At 34.6% G+C, this 15902-nt stretch carries 12 protein-coding genes; 9 read left to right on the top strand and 3 right to left on the bottom strand.

All coding sequences use genetic code 11. From position 1 onward, the window contains the following. Positions 1-27: 27 nt before the first annotated feature. Positions 28-1197 (bottom strand): zinc-dependent alcohol dehydrogenase, encoded by a 1170-nt coding sequence (locus ABDW27_RS22175; RefSeq protein WP_343697906.1) that lies wholly within the window; start codon positions 1195-1197, stop codon positions 28-30. Between the two features lie 200 nt (positions 1198-1397). Here ABDW27_RS22175 and ABDW27_RS22170 point away from each other — a divergent pair, with 200 nt between their 5' ends. From ABDW27_RS22170 to ABDW27_RS22155, 4 genes are all read left to right on the top strand, one after another. Further along, on the top strand, positions 1398-2978 hold the full coding sequence (locus ABDW27_RS22170; protein WP_343697905.1) for an FAD-dependent oxidoreductase: 1581 nt from the start codon (positions 1398-1400) through the stop codon (positions 2976-2978). 8 nt (positions 2979-2986) lie between these two features. Next, positions 2987-3565, top strand: coding sequence for a flavodoxin family protein (locus tag ABDW27_RS22165; RefSeq protein WP_343697904.1), 579 nt, complete (start codon positions 2987-2989; stop codon positions 3563-3565). A 21-nt stretch (positions 3566-3586) separates the two neighbouring features. Further along, positions 3587-4345, top strand: coding sequence for an SDR family oxidoreductase (locus ABDW27_RS22160; protein ID WP_343697903.1), 759 nt, complete (start codon positions 3587-3589; stop codon positions 4343-4345). 131 nt (positions 4346-4476) lie between these two features. Beyond that, complete coding sequence (locus tag ABDW27_RS22155; protein ID WP_343697902.1) at positions 4477-7755, top strand: CheR family methyltransferase; 3279 nt, start codon at positions 4477-4479, stop codon at positions 7753-7755. Between the two features lie 287 nt (positions 7756-8042). On the opposite strand, the gene ABDW27_RS22150 is transcribed toward ABDW27_RS22155, so the two are convergent. After that, the gene (locus tag ABDW27_RS22150) at positions 8043-8249 is read right to left on the bottom strand and encodes a hypothetical protein (protein WP_343697901.1); all 207 of its coding nucleotides are present in this window, start codon (positions 8247-8249) and stop codon (positions 8043-8045) included. 178 nt (positions 8250-8427) lie between these two features. Here ABDW27_RS22150 and ABDW27_RS22145 point away from each other — a divergent pair, with 178 nt between their 5' ends. From ABDW27_RS22145 to ABDW27_RS22125, 5 genes are all read left to right on the top strand, one after another. Then, positions 8428-11667 carry a CheR family methyltransferase gene (locus tag ABDW27_RS22145; RefSeq protein WP_343697900.1) on the top strand — a complete coding sequence of 1080 codons (3240 nt, stop codon included), beginning with the start codon at positions 8428-8430 and terminating at the stop codon, positions 11665-11667. Between the two features lie 202 nt (positions 11668-11869). Continuing rightward, on the top strand, positions 11870-14014 hold the full coding sequence (locus ABDW27_RS22140) for a catalase (RefSeq protein ID WP_343697899.1): 2145 nt from the start codon (positions 11870-11872) through the stop codon (positions 14012-14014). 18 nt (positions 14015-14032) lie between these two features. Beyond that, the gene (locus ABDW27_RS22135; RefSeq protein ID WP_343697898.1) at positions 14033-14632 is read left to right on the top strand and encodes a ferritin-like domain-containing protein; all 600 of its coding nucleotides are present in this window, start codon (positions 14033-14035) and stop codon (positions 14630-14632) included. A 207-nt stretch (positions 14633-14839) separates the two neighbouring features. After that, a complete protein-coding gene (locus ABDW27_RS22130) occupies positions 14840-14980 on the top strand; it encodes a hypothetical protein (RefSeq protein WP_343697897.1) in 141 nt (46 codons plus the stop codon). Between the two features lie 18 nt (positions 14981-14998). Next, the gene (locus ABDW27_RS22125; RefSeq protein ID WP_343697896.1) at positions 14999-15349 is read left to right on the top strand and encodes a hypothetical protein; all 351 of its coding nucleotides are present in this window, start codon (positions 14999-15001) and stop codon (positions 15347-15349) included. 32 nt (positions 15350-15381) lie between these two features. On the opposite strand, the gene ABDW27_RS22120 is transcribed toward ABDW27_RS22125, so the two are convergent. Beyond that, positions 15382-15837 carry a hypothetical protein gene (locus tag ABDW27_RS22120; protein ID WP_343697895.1) on the bottom strand — a complete coding sequence of 152 codons (456 nt, stop codon included), beginning with the start codon at positions 15835-15837 and terminating at the stop codon, positions 15382-15384. Positions 15838-15902 lie beyond the last annotated feature (65 nt).

Genomic DNA, 15902 nt, shown 5'->3' with positions numbered 1-15902 from the left:
TCGATTAGAATTTCATCCTTTTTTATTTTATTTCCACGGATCCAAAACGACTTTGACGCAACCGTCTTCTTTCTTTTTGAAAATATCGTAAGCATGCGAAATTTCAGAAAGCGGCATTCTGTGTGTAATAATATCATCTAGTTTTACTTTTCCCTGAACCACATATTCCAGTAATTTATCAATATGTTTGTGTGCTGGAGCCTGACCCCCTTTTAGGATAATTCCTTTATCAAAAAATTGTCCCAGCGGAAAATTATCATAATTAACAGGATAAACTCCTAAAACCGAAACAATTCCGCTTCTGCGAACGGCACTCATACAGGCTTCTAATACTTTAATAGAACCTTTTTCAAAATTAATTGTCGCTTTAATTCTGTCGCCTAAATTTCTGTCTGGTTCAAAACCTACTGCATCAATACAAACATCGGCACCGCGTCCTTGTGTAAGTGCACGAATTTGTTCAACAACCTCTTTAGGTCCATCTTCCCAAAGAATTGTAGTAGAACCCGTTGTAACTCGTGCTTTATCCAATCGATACTGCAGCGTATCAACAATAATAACCTGCGAAGCACCACGAAGCCAGGCACTTTTTGCTGCCATAATTCCAACCGGGCCAGAACCAAAAATAGCAACTGTTTCACCTCCCTTCACTTCTCCCCAATCAACTCCCGTATAACCAGTTGGAAAAATATCGGTTAAAAAAAGAACTTGCTCATCTGATAAATCTTCAGGAACAATTCTTGGTCCATAATTCGCATACGGCACGCGAACATATTGTGACTGTCCGCCATCATAACCGCCGTAAAGATCAGTGTAGCCAAAAAGCGCTCCTCCTTTTTCTGTTGTGATTCCGCCTTCAGGGCCATAATGTTCTGGATTACTGTGTTCGCAATTTCCCGGAACATCGTGGTTGCAGAAAAAACAATTTCCACAAGCAATCGGAAATGGAACTACAACACGATCGCCTCTTTTTAAATGAGTAACCGCAGAACCTGTTTCTTCGACAATTCCCATAAACTCATGTCCCAAAACCATTGGTCTCGGCTGAGGAAATCCGCCAGAATAAATATGAAGGTCAGATCCACAGATTGCGGTTGAAGTAACTTTCAAAATAATATCGTCTTTTTCTTTTAAAATCGGATCATCGACTGTATCGTATTTTATAGAGCCCGGACCGTGTATAACTGCTGCTTTCATAATAAATATTTTAGATTAATTCCAGCTAATTAACTATTAATAAAGAAGTTAAACTTATACTATTTCTCATCAATCTTACATAAAACACGACTGATAATCCTATAAAAATTAAAACTAAAACTGTAAAAAAGCCATATTAGTTGTCAGTAGCTTTGATACTGAAAATCAATTCAATTATTAAAATCTTAAAAAAAATCAAGATGGATGAAGCAGCAGACAAAATAAATGAAGGAAGCATTACTTCTGGAGATAATGTTTCTTTTTGGATTGACACCACCTCAATTTTAGCTTTTGATAAACCTTCTCAAAATATTTCAACAGAAGTACTTATAATTGGCGGCGGAATTGCCGGACTTACCACAGCGTACAAACTTTTAAAAGCCAGAAAAAAAGTAGTTCTGGTTGAGGATGGCTTTTTAGGAAGCGGTGAAACAGGACGAACTACAGCCCATTTAACCTGTGCTCTCGACGATCGTTATTATTATATTGAAAATACTTTTGGTAAAGAAAATGCCAAACTCGCCGCCGAAAGCCATACTGCAGCTATTGATGAAATAGAAAAAATAGTCACGGATTTAAATATTAACTGTGATTTTAAAAGAGTTAACGGATATTTATTTCTCCATCCTAATGACAAAGAAAACAACCTGGATAAAGAATTTCAAGCTACAATTAATGCGGGACTAGATACTTCTCTGCTTCCGGATACTCCTTTTTTAAGCGGAACAGAAAATCAAAGATCAATTGAATTTAAGAATCAGGCTCAATTTCACATCTTACACTATTTAAAAGGGCTTGCCGAAGCTATAATTGCTCTCGGTGGAACCATTTACACTGAAGCACATGCCGATAATATTACGAAAGAAGGAGCTTCAGTCAATGGTTTCAATTTTAATGCAAAACATATTGTCGTGGCAACCAATACGCCTGTCAATGACATTCTTACCATGCATACCAAACAACATGCCTATCGCACTTATGTAATTGGCGCTAAGATTCCTAAAGGTTCTTTACCGTATGCACTCTGGTGGGATACCGGAGATGTAAAGTCCAAATGGGTTTCACAGCCTTATCATTATGTCCGTTTACAAAGTTTTGATGACCAGTACGACTTATTGATTTCAGGCGGCGAAGACCATAAAACAGGACAAGCTGATGAAGAAGGGATTTCTGAAGCAGAACGTTACGAAAGATTGGCTGTCTGGACAAAACAATATTTTCCTATGATAGATGATATCAGTTATAAATGGTCTGGACAAGTTATAGAACCTTATGATTCTTTAGGTTTTATGGGAAGAAATCCAGGAGATAAAAATATTTATATCATTACAGGTGATTCCGGAAATGGTATGACACACGCCACGATTGGGGCAATGATTATTACCGATCAGATTACAGGCATTAAAAACAAATGGGAAGATTTGTACAATCCGTCCCGAATTACTTTCAAAGCTTTTGGAGACTTTATAAAAGAAGCAGGAAATATGGCATCTCAATATCTGGACTGGATTAAAGCATCTGACTTAAAAAATACAGCAGATTTAAAAGCTGGTGACGGCGGAATTCTTACCGCAGGAACAAAAAAAATAGCGGTTTATCGTGATTATGATAATACACTTCAGGCTTTTTCTGCCGTTTGTCCGCATTTAGGCTGTATCGTAAAATGGAATTCAGACGAAAAAACATTCGACTGTCCGTGCCACGGCTCAAGATTTGCGACCGACGGAACGGTTACAAATGGACCTGCAGAAAACAATTTACACAAAATTGAAGTTAAATAAACTGGAATATGAAAGCGATTATACTTTTGGCTACCTTAAAAAACAAAGGCCGTTCTAATACCGAAGCTTTAGTCGATTTTTTCGGTGAATATCTTTCGGAACAAAAAATTGATTTTGAAGTAATTCGGCTGGCAAACCATCATATTGTTTCAGGAACTTACACGCACATGAACAAAAAAGATGATTGGCCGGAAATCTATCAAAAAATTCTGGATGCCAAAATTCTTTTGTTTGCTACACCTATTTGGTGGAACAATCATTCTTCTGAATTACAGCGTTGTATCGAACGTCTGGATGAAGTTTATGACATTATTCTTTCGGGTAAAGATTCTCCGCTTGACGGAAAAATTGGCGGCGTAATTGTAACCGGCGATTCCGACGGAGTGGAACATATCACGGGAAATATTGCTAATTTCTTCTGTTCAATTGGCGTTACGGTTCCACCCTATACTTCACTTGGGGTTATTTGGGAAGGACATTCTAAAGATGCCAAAAAAACGAAATCACAATTGCAGAAATATTATAAAAGAATGTATCACAAAGACGCACTGGCAATGGCCGAATCTTTGAAAAAAGCAACGAAATAAAATCTCATAATTATAAAATCTATGGAAAACATATCAAACTACTTTGGACAAAACATTAATCAAAAAAGAATTGTAGTAACCGGCGGTACAACCGGAATTGGAAAAGCTATTGCAGAACTTTTAGTCTCGCTTGGCGGACGCGTTTTCATCTTTGGAAGAGATGAAAATGATTTTAATACTGCTATCCAAGACATCAAAACAAAATCTTTTACAGGTGAAATTTTTGGCGTAAGCGCTGATATTACCAAAAAAGAAGACATTGATATGATTTGGGAAAAAGTGGACAGCGTTCTCGGCGGTATTGATATCCTGATTAATAATGCCGCTTTGCCCGCAAAAGGTATTATTGAAGGCGATTATGAAGACTGGAAATACATTTTAGAAACCAATATTCTGGGTTATATCGCTTTTGCAAAAGAATCTGTTAATCGAATGAAAGAGCAAAAATCCGGACATATCATCAACATTGGTTCTATGAGTGCTGAGGTAAAAGAAAAAACAGGTGTAATTTATGTTTCCACTAAAACTGCAATCAGAGGTTTTAGCACGGCACTTCGAAAAGAAATAAATCCGCTTGGTATTAAAGTTTCGCATGTAGAGCCCGGAGCCGTAACAAGTGATATGCAGCCGGACCCGAAAGAAGTGCAGCAGGAAAAAATAGAAAAAATGGAAATGCTTGAAGCAGAAGATATTGCCATGAGTGTTTTGTTCTGTTTATCACAGCCAAAACGCTGCGATATTGTAAGCATGCAAATCAGACCGCATTTGCAAATTATTTAAAAAAGAAAAATATAGAAATTCATTTCAGAAAAAATTAAAAGGCATAAGTTAAAAATTGTAGTATATTAGTGAAAGAATTACTAATACTGCAAAAGATTGTCCGTAATTCGTACCTCATTACACTATATATAATGACTTTACAAAATACAATTCAAACTGAAAATATTTCTCCAAATTTCCCAATAACAGCAATTGCAGGTTCTACGGGCGAAATAAAGGCTTTACAAACCATCGTTTCGCAAATTCCCGAAGATTCTGGAACTGCGTATGTTGTATTACAGCATTTAGCCGCAGAGCAATCAGATAATTTAAAAGAAGTCTTAACACTTTCGGCAAAAATTCCGGTTGTGGAAATCATCAGCGAAATTAATTTTCAGCCGAATCATATTTATATTGTACCTGAAAATAATTATCTGCTTGCAGAAGAAGGTGTTTTGAAAATGCATGCTATAAAACGCATTGACAAAATCAGTAAAAACATTGATATTTCTTTAGAAGCCATTGCTCTGGTATATAAAAGTTTTGCTATTGGTATTGTTCTTTCGGGAACTTCGTTTGACGGTACAAACGGGTTGAAGAAAATAAAGGAATTTGGCGGTGTTACCATTGTACAGAATCCGGAGAATGCCGTTTATAAAGCAATGCCTCAAAATGCCATTGATGCTGATGCTGCCGATTTTATTTTGGCTCCTGAAAACATTGTTTTACAAATAGCAAACATCCATAAAAGTTATCTTAACAATCACGCTTACAGCGAAGAAGAAAATATTCCCAAAAAAGAAGAAAATGTACTCAATCAGATTTTGAATCTTGTTTTACAGAAAACCGGAAATGACTTTTTTCATTACAAACAGCCTACGATAATAAGACGTATTACACGCCGAATGCTGGTTTTAAAAAAAGAAACCATTTCTGATTATTATAATATTCTTCGCATTGATAAAAACGAGCAGGAATTGTTATTTAATGATTTATTGATTCCGGTAACCTACTTTTTTAGAGACGAAGATTCTTTTGAATCACTTTCAAAAAATGTATTTCCGCAGTTAATTCAAAATTCTGTCAACAATACTTTACGTGTCTGGGTTCCGGGTTGTTCAACTGGCGAAGAAGCCTATTCTCTTGCCATTGTTATTTGCGAGTATTTATCTCAAAATAACATAAAAGATCTTAAAGTTCAGATTTTTGCATCAGATATATCCGAAAAATCTATTGCTAAAGCCAGATCTGCCATGTATTCTGCTCAGGATATTCAGCACATTTCAGAAACGAGATTAGAACATTATTTTACAAAACGCGACGGAAATTATCACGTAAATAAAGTAATTCGCGATATGTGCATTTTTGCTACGCATAACTTTATCAAAGATCCGCCATTTGCCCGAATTGATTTGGTTTCATGCCGAAATGTGATGATTTATTTTGATTCATTTCTGCAGGAAAAAGTGTTAAGTTCTTTTCATTATTCGTTAAAAGAAAAAGGATTTTTATTTCTAGGAAAATCAGAATCAGCCAACAATGCCCAGCATTTATTTGATACCGTTGTAAAACAAGATAAAATTTACGCCAAGAAATTTGCGCCAGCACGTTATGTTCCGCAGGCTTTTAAACCAGCTTACAATAATGTTCCGCAAAAAATCAAAACATTTGATAATAATCCAGAAGGTGATTTTAGAAAAATTGCTGATGATATTTTGTTTTCAAGATATACGCCGGCAAGTGTTATTATTAATGAATATCTGGAAATTATTCATTTTCATGGAGATACAACTCCATTTTTGCTGCCAGCACCGGGAAGACCGAATTTTAATATTCTGAAAATGGCGCGCGAAGGCATTAGTTTTGAACTTCGTAATGCAATTTCTGAAATCAAAAAAAATAAAGAGAATATCATTCAGGAAAATCTTTCTGTAAAAGACCAGAATTATCAGGCTTCTTTTGAAATTTTGACGCTTTCAAACGATGAAGATCATTTGATGGTTCTTTTTCATAAAAACCCGCTTCCTGAAACAGATTCGAATTCGAAACAAAACAAAAAAAATGCCGATCAGCTTCGAATTGCTGAACTTGAAAGAGAATTATTGCAATTGCGTGAAGATATAAAACGTGTTACAGAAGATCAGCAAATCGCCTTTGAAGAACTGCAGACTACAAACGAAGAATTATTAAGCAGCACGGAAGAACTTCAGGCTATGAATGAAGAACTGGAAACTTCTACAGAAGAACTTCAGTCTAATAATCAGGAATTAATGTGCACCAATGACGAACTTTTGGACCGTCAGGAACAATTGCTTTCGATGCGTTATTATGCCGAATCTATTGTAGAAACGATTAGAGAACCTTTGATTATTATTGATAAGGATTATAATGTAAAAAGTGCCAATCCGGCGTTTTACAAATACTTTACAACAACTGAAAAAGAAACGGAAGGATTTTCGTTTTTTGAAATTGGAAAATGCCAATGGGATATTCCGGAATTTAAGGATTTGATCTTTAAAATGATTATTCAGAAGCAGACTATCGAAGATTATAAACTGGAAATTGTATGCAGCGAAACTGACAGAAAAACATTGATGGTAAATGCACGTTTGATTCAAAACTCGAAACAAGACGGAATGATTCTACTTGCATTTGAAGACATTACAGATTTAATTGCTGCGAATGAACTTCTAAATAAAAGAAATGCGGAACTACAGATTTATAATGAACAGTTAGAAAATTTTACTTCGGCGGCGAGTCACGATCTTCAGGAACCGCTTAATAAAATTCATATGCTTTGTCATCGTATTTTTGAAAAAGAAAATGCATTGTCTGAAGATGGAAAACATAATTTAAAACGCGCCATGATTTCGGCAAAAAATATGAGTCAGCTGGTTGCCGATCTTATTAATTATTCGCGAATAAATTTTGCCGAGAAAAAGTTTAAAAAAACCGATTTGAATCTGCTTTTCAAAAAAACAATCAACGACATAAAAGATTCGATCGAAGAAAAGAAAGCGCTTGTTGAAGTAAATCTAACTGAAAATTCAGTAAACGGAATTGGTTTTCAAATTCAGCAGTTACTTACCAATTTGATTTTAAATTCTATAAAATATTCTAAAGAAAATATTGCGCCCGAAATCAAAATAGAAACCTTAAAAGCTTCGGATGCAGAAATAGCAGAACTTGGCGGAAGTCCTGAAAACAAGTACGTTAAAATTAATGTAAGTGATAATGGTATTGGTTTTAGTCAGGATTTTGCAAACCGTATTTTTGATCCTTTTTACAGACTGCACAGTAAAGATCAATATGAAGGAAGCGGGCTGGGTTTAACGTTGGTAAAAAAAATAGTCTCGAATCATAATGGCTTTATTAAAGCTGCAAGTAAAGTGAATGAAGGCACCATTATGAGTGTATATTTTCCGTCTTAATTTTCATTCATAAAACTTAATAATGGAAATTATGAAACTCTTTAATGTAATTATTAAAGCTTATTTTTAAAAGTAAGCATATATTTACAATTAAAGAAATTAAATTTATCATTTAGAAACTTTCACGCCTATATAGCAATGTTTCAATGGCCTGATAAACTAGTCCAGAGTGTGAATTTGGGACATCTATAACAGCAATTGTTAAATCAAATAATGTGAATAAAGAACAATAAAGTCTACTTGCAATACATAAAATAGACTTTAAAGCGACAGGTACGTCATAATTTTTATGGTCTGTTAATTGAATCTTTTCGCTGCGGAGTCATATCTCTATTAGACTTTGTAGTTCCTTTTTTGTCAGTACGCTGTCTGTTGATTGTATCTCCTTTTTTGGTATTCGATTTTTGAGTAGTGTGTTTACTTTTCTTATGCTGAATAGTATCTGTACTCTGTTTTTTCTTTGCAGGAGTTTCCTGTGCTGAATGCCAATCCAAAACAAAAGATCATACAAAAGCTTACTATTAAATTTCTCATAATTTCATTTCTTATAATTAATAATTTGATTTTCAAAATAATAGAACAATTGTTTCGCTACAAATGTTGCTGTTTTGGTAATCAGTTATTTACATCCAAAAACATTTAAATTATAGGATTGCCATAAAATTTTGAAAAATGAAAACCGAATCAGCAATACAAAACAAAATAGCAAATTCTCATTTTCCGGTTGTTGCCATTGGAACGGCTGCCACAGAAATTGATTTATTAAAAAAGATTCTATCGGATTTTCCGTCAGATTCAGGAATGGCTTACGTAGTTTTTGAAAATTTATTTTCACCACAAACTAATGAACTTGCCGAAATACTTTCGCTGAATACAAAAATTCCAGTTGTAGAAATTGTTCACAATGTTGATATACAACCCAATACCATTTATATAATTCCCAAAAATAATTTTTTGGTTCACGAAAACGGCTTATTAATACTTAAACCTCAAACGCGAAGCAGTCGGGAAAATAACAGTCTTGACCTCTTTTTTGAATCCATATCCTTAAAGTATCAAAGTTACGCTGTTGGTTTAATGCTGACCTGGACAACCATTGACGGATCGGCAGGGCTTAAAAAACTCAAAGAAGCAGGCGGATCTACAATGGCGGTTCTTGCTAAAAAGGGATTTATTCAAAACGCTGTTACGTCTGAATATATAGATTATTTTACTCCTCCAAATGAAGTTTCAGACAAATTGCTTCAAATTCATGAACGAAATTTAGTAACGCATTCTTATGAAGAAAAAGAAAATACGCTGCATGAACAAGAACTTCTGGAAGAAATTATTAAAATTTTACTCTTAAAAACAGGCACAGATTTTCAGCATTATAAACATACGACATTACGAAGACGAATCGCCAAAAGAATGGTAGTAACGCAGGCAGATTCGATTGAAAAATATTTGAATCTGCTGAAAAACAATACCAAAGAACAAGATTTATTGTTTAATGATATTTTGATTCCTGTCACATATTTTTTCAGGGATCAGTCAGCTTTTGATAATTTATGTAAAAATGTCTTTCCTTTTCTAATCGAGAATTTAACGGACAATACATTCAGAATCTGGTCTGCAGGATGTTCTACCGGAGAAGAAGCGTATTCGATTGCCATTTGTATTCATGAATTTCTGGAAGAGATTAATAGAAATGATATTAAAGTTCAGATCATCGCTTCTGATTTATCTGAAAAATGTATTTCGAAAGCCCGTTTGGCTGTTTATACCGCACAAGACGTAAAAAATATTAGCGAAAAAAGGCTGGAAAAATATTTCTCAAAAAGAGATAATAGTTTACATGTCAATAAAGTAATTCGGGACATGTGCGTTTTTGCCGTTCACGATTTAACCAAAGATGCTCCTTTTGCAAAAATTGACTTTGTTTCCTGCCGAAATGTTTTGATTTATTTCAATACTGACTTGCAAAATCAGGTTTTAGCCTCATTTCATTATGCACTTCGGGATAAAGGATTTCTATTTCTCGGAAAATCAGAATGGGCACATCATGTGCCGCATTTGTTTACAGCAGTAGACAAACAGTATAAAATCTATACCCGAAAAACGGCGGTACAATTTCTTCCAAAAGAAATATTCCGTTCTAATTACAACATAATAAATAAGGAAAAACCAGCGCAGGAAATTGTTTCTCCCGAAAAAGAGTATAAAAAAATTGCCTCAGATATTCTTCTCGAACATTATTCTCCAGCAGCAGTAATAATTAACGAAGACCTCGAAATTGTCTATTTTCATGGAGATACAAGTCCGTTTTTGCAGCCAGCGCCCGGAAAACCTAGCTTTAATATTTTAAATATGGTTCGGGATGAAATGGGTTTTGAACTTCGAAATTTTATTTTAAAAGCCAGAAACGAAAAGAAGAATTTTTCGGGAGAATTTACAGCGATGAAAAAACAGCCTTTTATAACTTCTTTTGAAATTATTTATCTTTCGTCACATACCGAATTACTGCTCATTATTTTCTGCAAAAAAAACATTCATTCTGCAGATTCAGGAAATAAAAATCATTCTTCTGAAATAGAAAAAGAATTGCTGCAGCTTCGCGGCGATTTTAAAAGAGTGACTGAGGAACAGCAGATTTATTTTGAAGAGCTTCAAACAACAAATGAAGAATTGGTTGCCAGTAACGAAGAATTACAAGAAGCAAATCATCAGCTTGAAAATTCTTCTCAGGAGCTTATGTCTAATAATCAAGAACTTTCCTGTTTAAATGATGAATTAAAAGACCGACGGGAAGAGCTGGCATCGATGCGAAATTACTATGAATCGATTGTAAAAACCATTCGGGAACCTTTACTTATTATTGATAAAAATTTTATCATTAAAAGTGCCAATCCTTCTTTTTATAATTATTTTAAAACTACGGAAGAAGAAACAGAAGGTTTTTCGATTTTTGAAATAGGAAATTCCCACTGGAACATTCCTGCATTTAAAGATTTTGTATTAAAGAAAGTGAGTCAAAATGATAATGTAGCCAATTTTAAAATACAATTGAATTTTGATGTTATTGGTAAAAAAACAATGCTCATAAATGCTTCGCCCATTATAGATTCTACTCCAAACGGAATGATTTTAATTGCATTGGAAGATATTACTGATTTAGAACAAAGCAGTGAATCTTTAAAAGTAAAAAATCAGGAACTTCATACGTATAACAAACAGTTAGAATCTTTTACAGCTGCGGCAAGCGAGAGTTTGCTGGAGCCGATTCGTAAAATTTCTATGTTTGCCAAAAAGGTTTTGGTTACCGAAAAAGCATTAACAGAAAACGGAAGACACAATCTGAACCGTTTGTTAAATTCGGCTGTCAACTTAAATCAGCTTATTGAAGATGTGATAGATTATTCGAAAATAAATTTTGGACAGAAAGAACTAAAAAAAATAGATTTAAATGTTGTTTTAAAAAAAACAATAACAGACTTAAAACCTGTTATCAGCCAGCAAAAAGCAGAAATAGAAATTGATGCTCTTCCAACGCTTCGAATTATTCAGTCGCAAATGCAGCAGCTTTTTAATCATTTGATTTCGAATTCTATTAAATATGCAAAGCAAGACAGTACAGCAAAAATCAGAATTGGTGTTGAAGATGTTTCTGCAGAAGAAATAATCGATTTTGGAGCTGATCCTGAAATTCATTACATCAAACTTTTTATTAGCGATAACGGAATTGGTTTTCATAAAAACTTTGAATCCCTCATTTTTAATCCGTTCTACAAACTTCAAAACAATGATACCCAATATGGCAGCGGACTTGGATTAACTTTGGTACAAAAAATCGTCTACAATCATAAAGGTTTTATAAAAGTTAACAGCGAGCCGAATAAAGGGACTACAGTGTTTATCTACCTTCCCTCTTAAAATTAAATATTAAATCTCCAGAAATGGAGATTTTTTGTTTTAAAAATCATCATGGCAATTGTAGAAAATTCATACAAAATTGTATAAAAATGATTTTTTTTCAACAAGTAAATTTGAAACACTTGATAATTAACGGTCTACAAATACCTAATAACCCAAAGTCCGAAAATTTATTTAAAGTTTTTAACTAATAAGAAACACCATGAAAAACTTTCAAGACGAAAAACAACGAGATTTATCCATCAATACTTCTGATGGAACAAACAAATTTTTAACTACAGATCAGGGCGTGAAAATTAACGATGATAATAATTCACTTAAAGCCGGAAATCGCGGTCCATCATTGTTAGAAGATTTTATTTTAAGGGAAAAAATTACACATTTTGATCACGAACGAATTCCGGAAAGAATTGTTCACGCACGCGGTTCAGGCGCACACGGATTTTTTGAAGTAACAAATCCAATCCCGGAATTAACAAAAGCAGGATTTCTTCAGGAAAAAGGACAAAAAACACCCGTTTTTGCCCGTTTTTCTACCGTTGCAGGATCAAGAGGTTCTACGGATTTGGCCAGAGATGCGAGAGGATTTGCAGTAAAATTTTATACGCAGGAAGGAATTTATGATTTAGTGGCCAATAATATTCCGGTATTTTTTATCCAGGACGCTTCAAAATTCCCTGATCTTATTCATGCTGTAAAACCGGAACCACATAACGAAATGCCTCAGGCAGCATCTGCGCATGATACTTTTTGGGATTTTATTTCACTCATGCCAGAATCTATGCACATGATTATGTGGGTAATGTCAGATCGTGCAATTCCGAGAAGTTATAGAATGATGGAAGGTTTTGGCGTTCATACTTTTAGATTGGTAAATGCTCAGGAGGAATCGGTTTTTGTAAAATTTCACTGGAAACCAAAATTAGGAACCCACGCTGTTGCCTGGGATGAAGCACAGAAAATTTCAGGAAAAAACCCTGATTTTCACCGACAAGATTTATGGGAAGCTATAGAAATGGGAAATTTCCCGGAATGGGAATTAGGCGTTCAGGTTATTTCAAACGAAGACGAACACAAATATGATTTTGACTTACTTGACCCAACGAAAATTGTTCCCGAAGAATTGGTTCCTGTAACGATTGTGGGAAGAATGGTTTTGAATAAAAATCCAGAAAATTTCTTTGCCGAAACAGAGCAGATTGCTTTTCATCCCGGGCATGTTGTGCCGGGAATTGATTTTACAAATGATCCGCTTTTGCAGGGAAGATTATTTTCTTATACCGATACACAATTATCGAGATTAGGAAGTCCGAATTTTCATGAAATTCCAATTAACAGAAGTATTGCTCCTATTCACAACAATCAGCGTGACGGACACATGCGTCAGGAAATTAATAAAGGACGTGTAAGTTATCATCCTAATTCTTTAGGCGGCGGCTGTCCGTATCAGGCAAAAATTGCCGAAGGCGGATTTGCAAATTTTAACGAGCGCGTGGATGCACACAAAGTGAGAGAAAGAAGCGAGAGTTTTACAGATCATTTTGGACAGGCAAAATTATTTTTTAACAGTCAGACACCGGAAGAAAAAAGCCATATTGTAAAAGCTTTGCGTTTTGAACTTGGAAAAGTAGAAACAACTGCCATAAGAGTTCGAATGCTGGGATTATTATCTCAGGTTGACAAACAACTTGCCGAAAAAGTAGCACAAGGACTTGGAGCGACTGTTCCGCCTGTTTTAGAAACACCAATAAACAAAGGCGTGTCTCCGGAAACGGAAGAAGCCGGAACTCAGGAACCACAAACAGTTGAATCTTCTACAGAATCTTCACAAGCTTTGAGCATGGTTAATAATCCAACGAACTCGCCAACAATTGAATCCAGAAAAGTTGCGATTTTAGTTTCTGACGGAGTTTCTGAAGCTGCTGTCGCAAATATGAAAAATGCCTTGAAAAAAGAAGGTGCTAAAGGTTGTGTCGTTGCGCCGCATTTAGGTTCTGTAACAACAGATGCTGATGGGGCAATTGCTGCTGAATTTAGTTTTTTAACGGCTTCTTCTGTATTATTTGATGCTGTTTATGTTCCGCACGGATTGGGACTTAATGCTTTGGCAGAAAATGATGATGCTCTGGAATATTTAAATGATGCTTACAAACACTGCAAAGTAATTGGTGCCGATGGTGAGGCTTCGGAAATTATCAGCGGAGCGCCTTTTGCCGCAAAAATTACCAATGATGATCCGGGTGTAATTGTTACGAGCGAAATTGCTTCGGAAGCTTTTGCACAGGAATTTATTACGGCTATGAAAATGCATCGTTTTTGGCAGCGTGAACCTAACTTATACATTTAATCTCAAAAAAAAATAAAAATGAAAAATTCAGAAAAACAAGGTCAGACTAATGTAGCAAAACCAAAAGCAAGTCAGACAAAAGACATAAAAAACAACGCAAAATTTAATATCGTAGAACCTGCACCTGATGCGGCCGAAGAATTGAAAGATTTGTTTATTGACAGCCTGAAAGATATTTACTGGGCAGAAAATGCTTTGGTTAGTGCTTTGCCAAAAATGGCTGCCAATGCTTCATCATCAGGACTTTCAGGAACTATTTTAGAGCATCTTTCTGTAACTCAAAACCAAGTGTCAAGACTAGAAAAAGTTTTTGATTTATTAGGAGAAAAAGTTGAAGGAAAAAAATGCGAAGCCATGGCCGGATTATTAAAAGAAGGCGACAATATTCTTTTGGAAACTACTCCGGGAGCAGTTAGAGATGCGGGGATTATTGCTGCTTCGCAAAAAATAGAGCATTATGAAATTGCATCTTACGGAACTTTGGTTGCTTTTGCAAAAGCGATTGGCGAGAATGATGCAGCAAAATTATTGACGCAGACTCTTGCAGAAGAAAAAGAAGCAGATTGTTTACTAAACGATGTAGCACTAAATTTAGTAAACATTGTAGCGGCAGAATAGTCTAATACTTTCTTGTTACTTTTTTTATTTTACCTGAAAAACACCTGTACTTTGTATGGGTGTTTTTTTATTTAACTAAAAAGTAAAACCCTTTTTTTTTGTTTATTTAAATAACTGTAAATTATATAATTAGAAATACGAATATGTATAAAATAATGATTTTTAGTCACTGTAAATTTGGCTTATAACAATCTAAAAAAATATATTATGGCAACTTCAACCACAAAAAAAAGCATAGAGAGTGCTAAGGCATCAGATAAAAAAACTGATAAAAAAGAAACGGCTTCAAAAGGCACTTCTAAATCTGCTTCGAGCACAAAAAAAGAAACAGGCTCAATGAAAAAATAACTTTTAAAAAGAATTATTATGAGTATAGACGAAAGAGAAAATTACAATCAGAAAGATCAGAATTTTCAAAATAGAGAACAATATGAAGATCCGGATATTGATGCACCACCAGTAGATCATTCGATATCTAATAATGCTGAACCTGATTATGGAAATGATCTGGACAGCAAGGAATTTGGCACAGAGGAATTTGATAATGAAAACCTTGGCCGGGAAACTGATACTGACGAATTTGACGATGATGAATTGAATGACGACGAATTGGATGATGAGTTTGACAATGAAGACATCGACAATGACGGATATGACAATGAAGATTTAGTAGATTTAGATGACGAAGATGGCACTAAACCCGATAGAAATTTATAGCACAAATAATAAGCCGTCCTGAAGAGACGGCTTTATTTTATATATTTTGCTTTTTTTTCTGATTTGTTTTCGTCTTTATTGAATACTTTTTTCCCGAGCCAATATTCTACAATGGAATTGAGGACTAACTTAAACTTTTCTTCGTTATAAGGACGTACAAAATAACTTTGAACAGGAATTGAATAAGAATCTATAACAAAACAATGCGTAAATAAAATGGAAAAAAACAAACAAGGGCAGTTAAATTCCAGGCAAATACTATTATAATTTTTATAATTGTCCTGCTTATTGTCTTCATGAAACTGAAGTACATTCGAAAAAAGTAAAAAAGGTTCAATTTGATTGGAGATTATGTATCTATGCGTTTCATTAAGAGTAGTAAAATAAAGCATTTCATTATTTAGACCCAGCTCCCAAAAAATTTGCGCAAATAAATTACGATCGGCTTCGTTTTCCTCGATAATTATGATAGGCCCTGTTTTATTCATGATAATTATCTTTTTTAAAGTTTATAATTATTGAATATTGAATCTTACAAATTTCTATATAACAT

This window comes from Flavobacterium sp., from assembly GCF_039595935.1.
Classification (GTDB): Bacteria; Bacteroidota; Bacteroidia; order Flavobacteriales; family Flavobacteriaceae; genus Flavobacterium.
Note: the sequence above shows the minus strand (reverse complement) of the source record. Positions and strands in the feature narration are given on the sequence as shown.

Bases quoted from the DNA above. Each gene is read 5' to 3' on its own strand.
- ABDW27_RS22165 (WP_343697904.1), top strand. From the start codon at position 2,987: ATGAAAGCGATTATACTTTTGGCTACCTTAAAAAACAAAGGCCGTTCT.
- ABDW27_RS22160 (WP_343697903.1), top strand. From the start codon at position 3,587: ATGGAAAACATATCAAACTACTTTGGACAAAACATTAATCAAAAAAGA.
- ABDW27_RS22145 (WP_343697900.1), top strand. From the start codon at position 8,428: ATGAAAACCGAATCAGCAATACAAAACAAAATAGCAAATTCTCATTTT.
- ABDW27_RS22155 (WP_343697902.1), top strand. From the start codon at position 4,477: ATGACTTTACAAAATACAATTCAAACTGAAAATATTTCTCCAAATTTC.
- ABDW27_RS22170 (WP_343697905.1), top strand. From the start codon at position 1,398: ATGGATGAAGCAGCAGACAAAATAAATGAAGGAAGCATTACTTCTGGA.
- ABDW27_RS22125 (WP_343697896.1), top strand. From the start codon at position 14,999: ATGAGTATAGACGAAAGAGAAAATTACAATCAGAAAGATCAGAATTTT.
- ABDW27_RS22175 (WP_343697906.1), bottom strand. From the start codon at position 1,197: ATGAAAGCAGCAGTTATACACGGTCCGGGCTCTATAAAATACGATACA.
- ABDW27_RS22120 (WP_343697895.1), bottom strand. From the start codon at position 15,837: ATGAATAAAACAGGGCCTATCATAATTATCGAGGAAAACGAAGCCGAT.
- ABDW27_RS22135 (WP_343697898.1), top strand. From the start codon at position 14,033: ATGAAAAATTCAGAAAAACAAGGTCAGACTAATGTAGCAAAACCAAAA.
- ABDW27_RS22140 (WP_343697899.1), top strand. From the start codon at position 11,870: ATGAAAAACTTTCAAGACGAAAAACAACGAGATTTATCCATCAATACT.
- ABDW27_RS22130 (WP_343697897.1), top strand. From the start codon at position 14,840: ATGGCAACTTCAACCACAAAAAAAAGCATAGAGAGTGCTAAGGCATCA.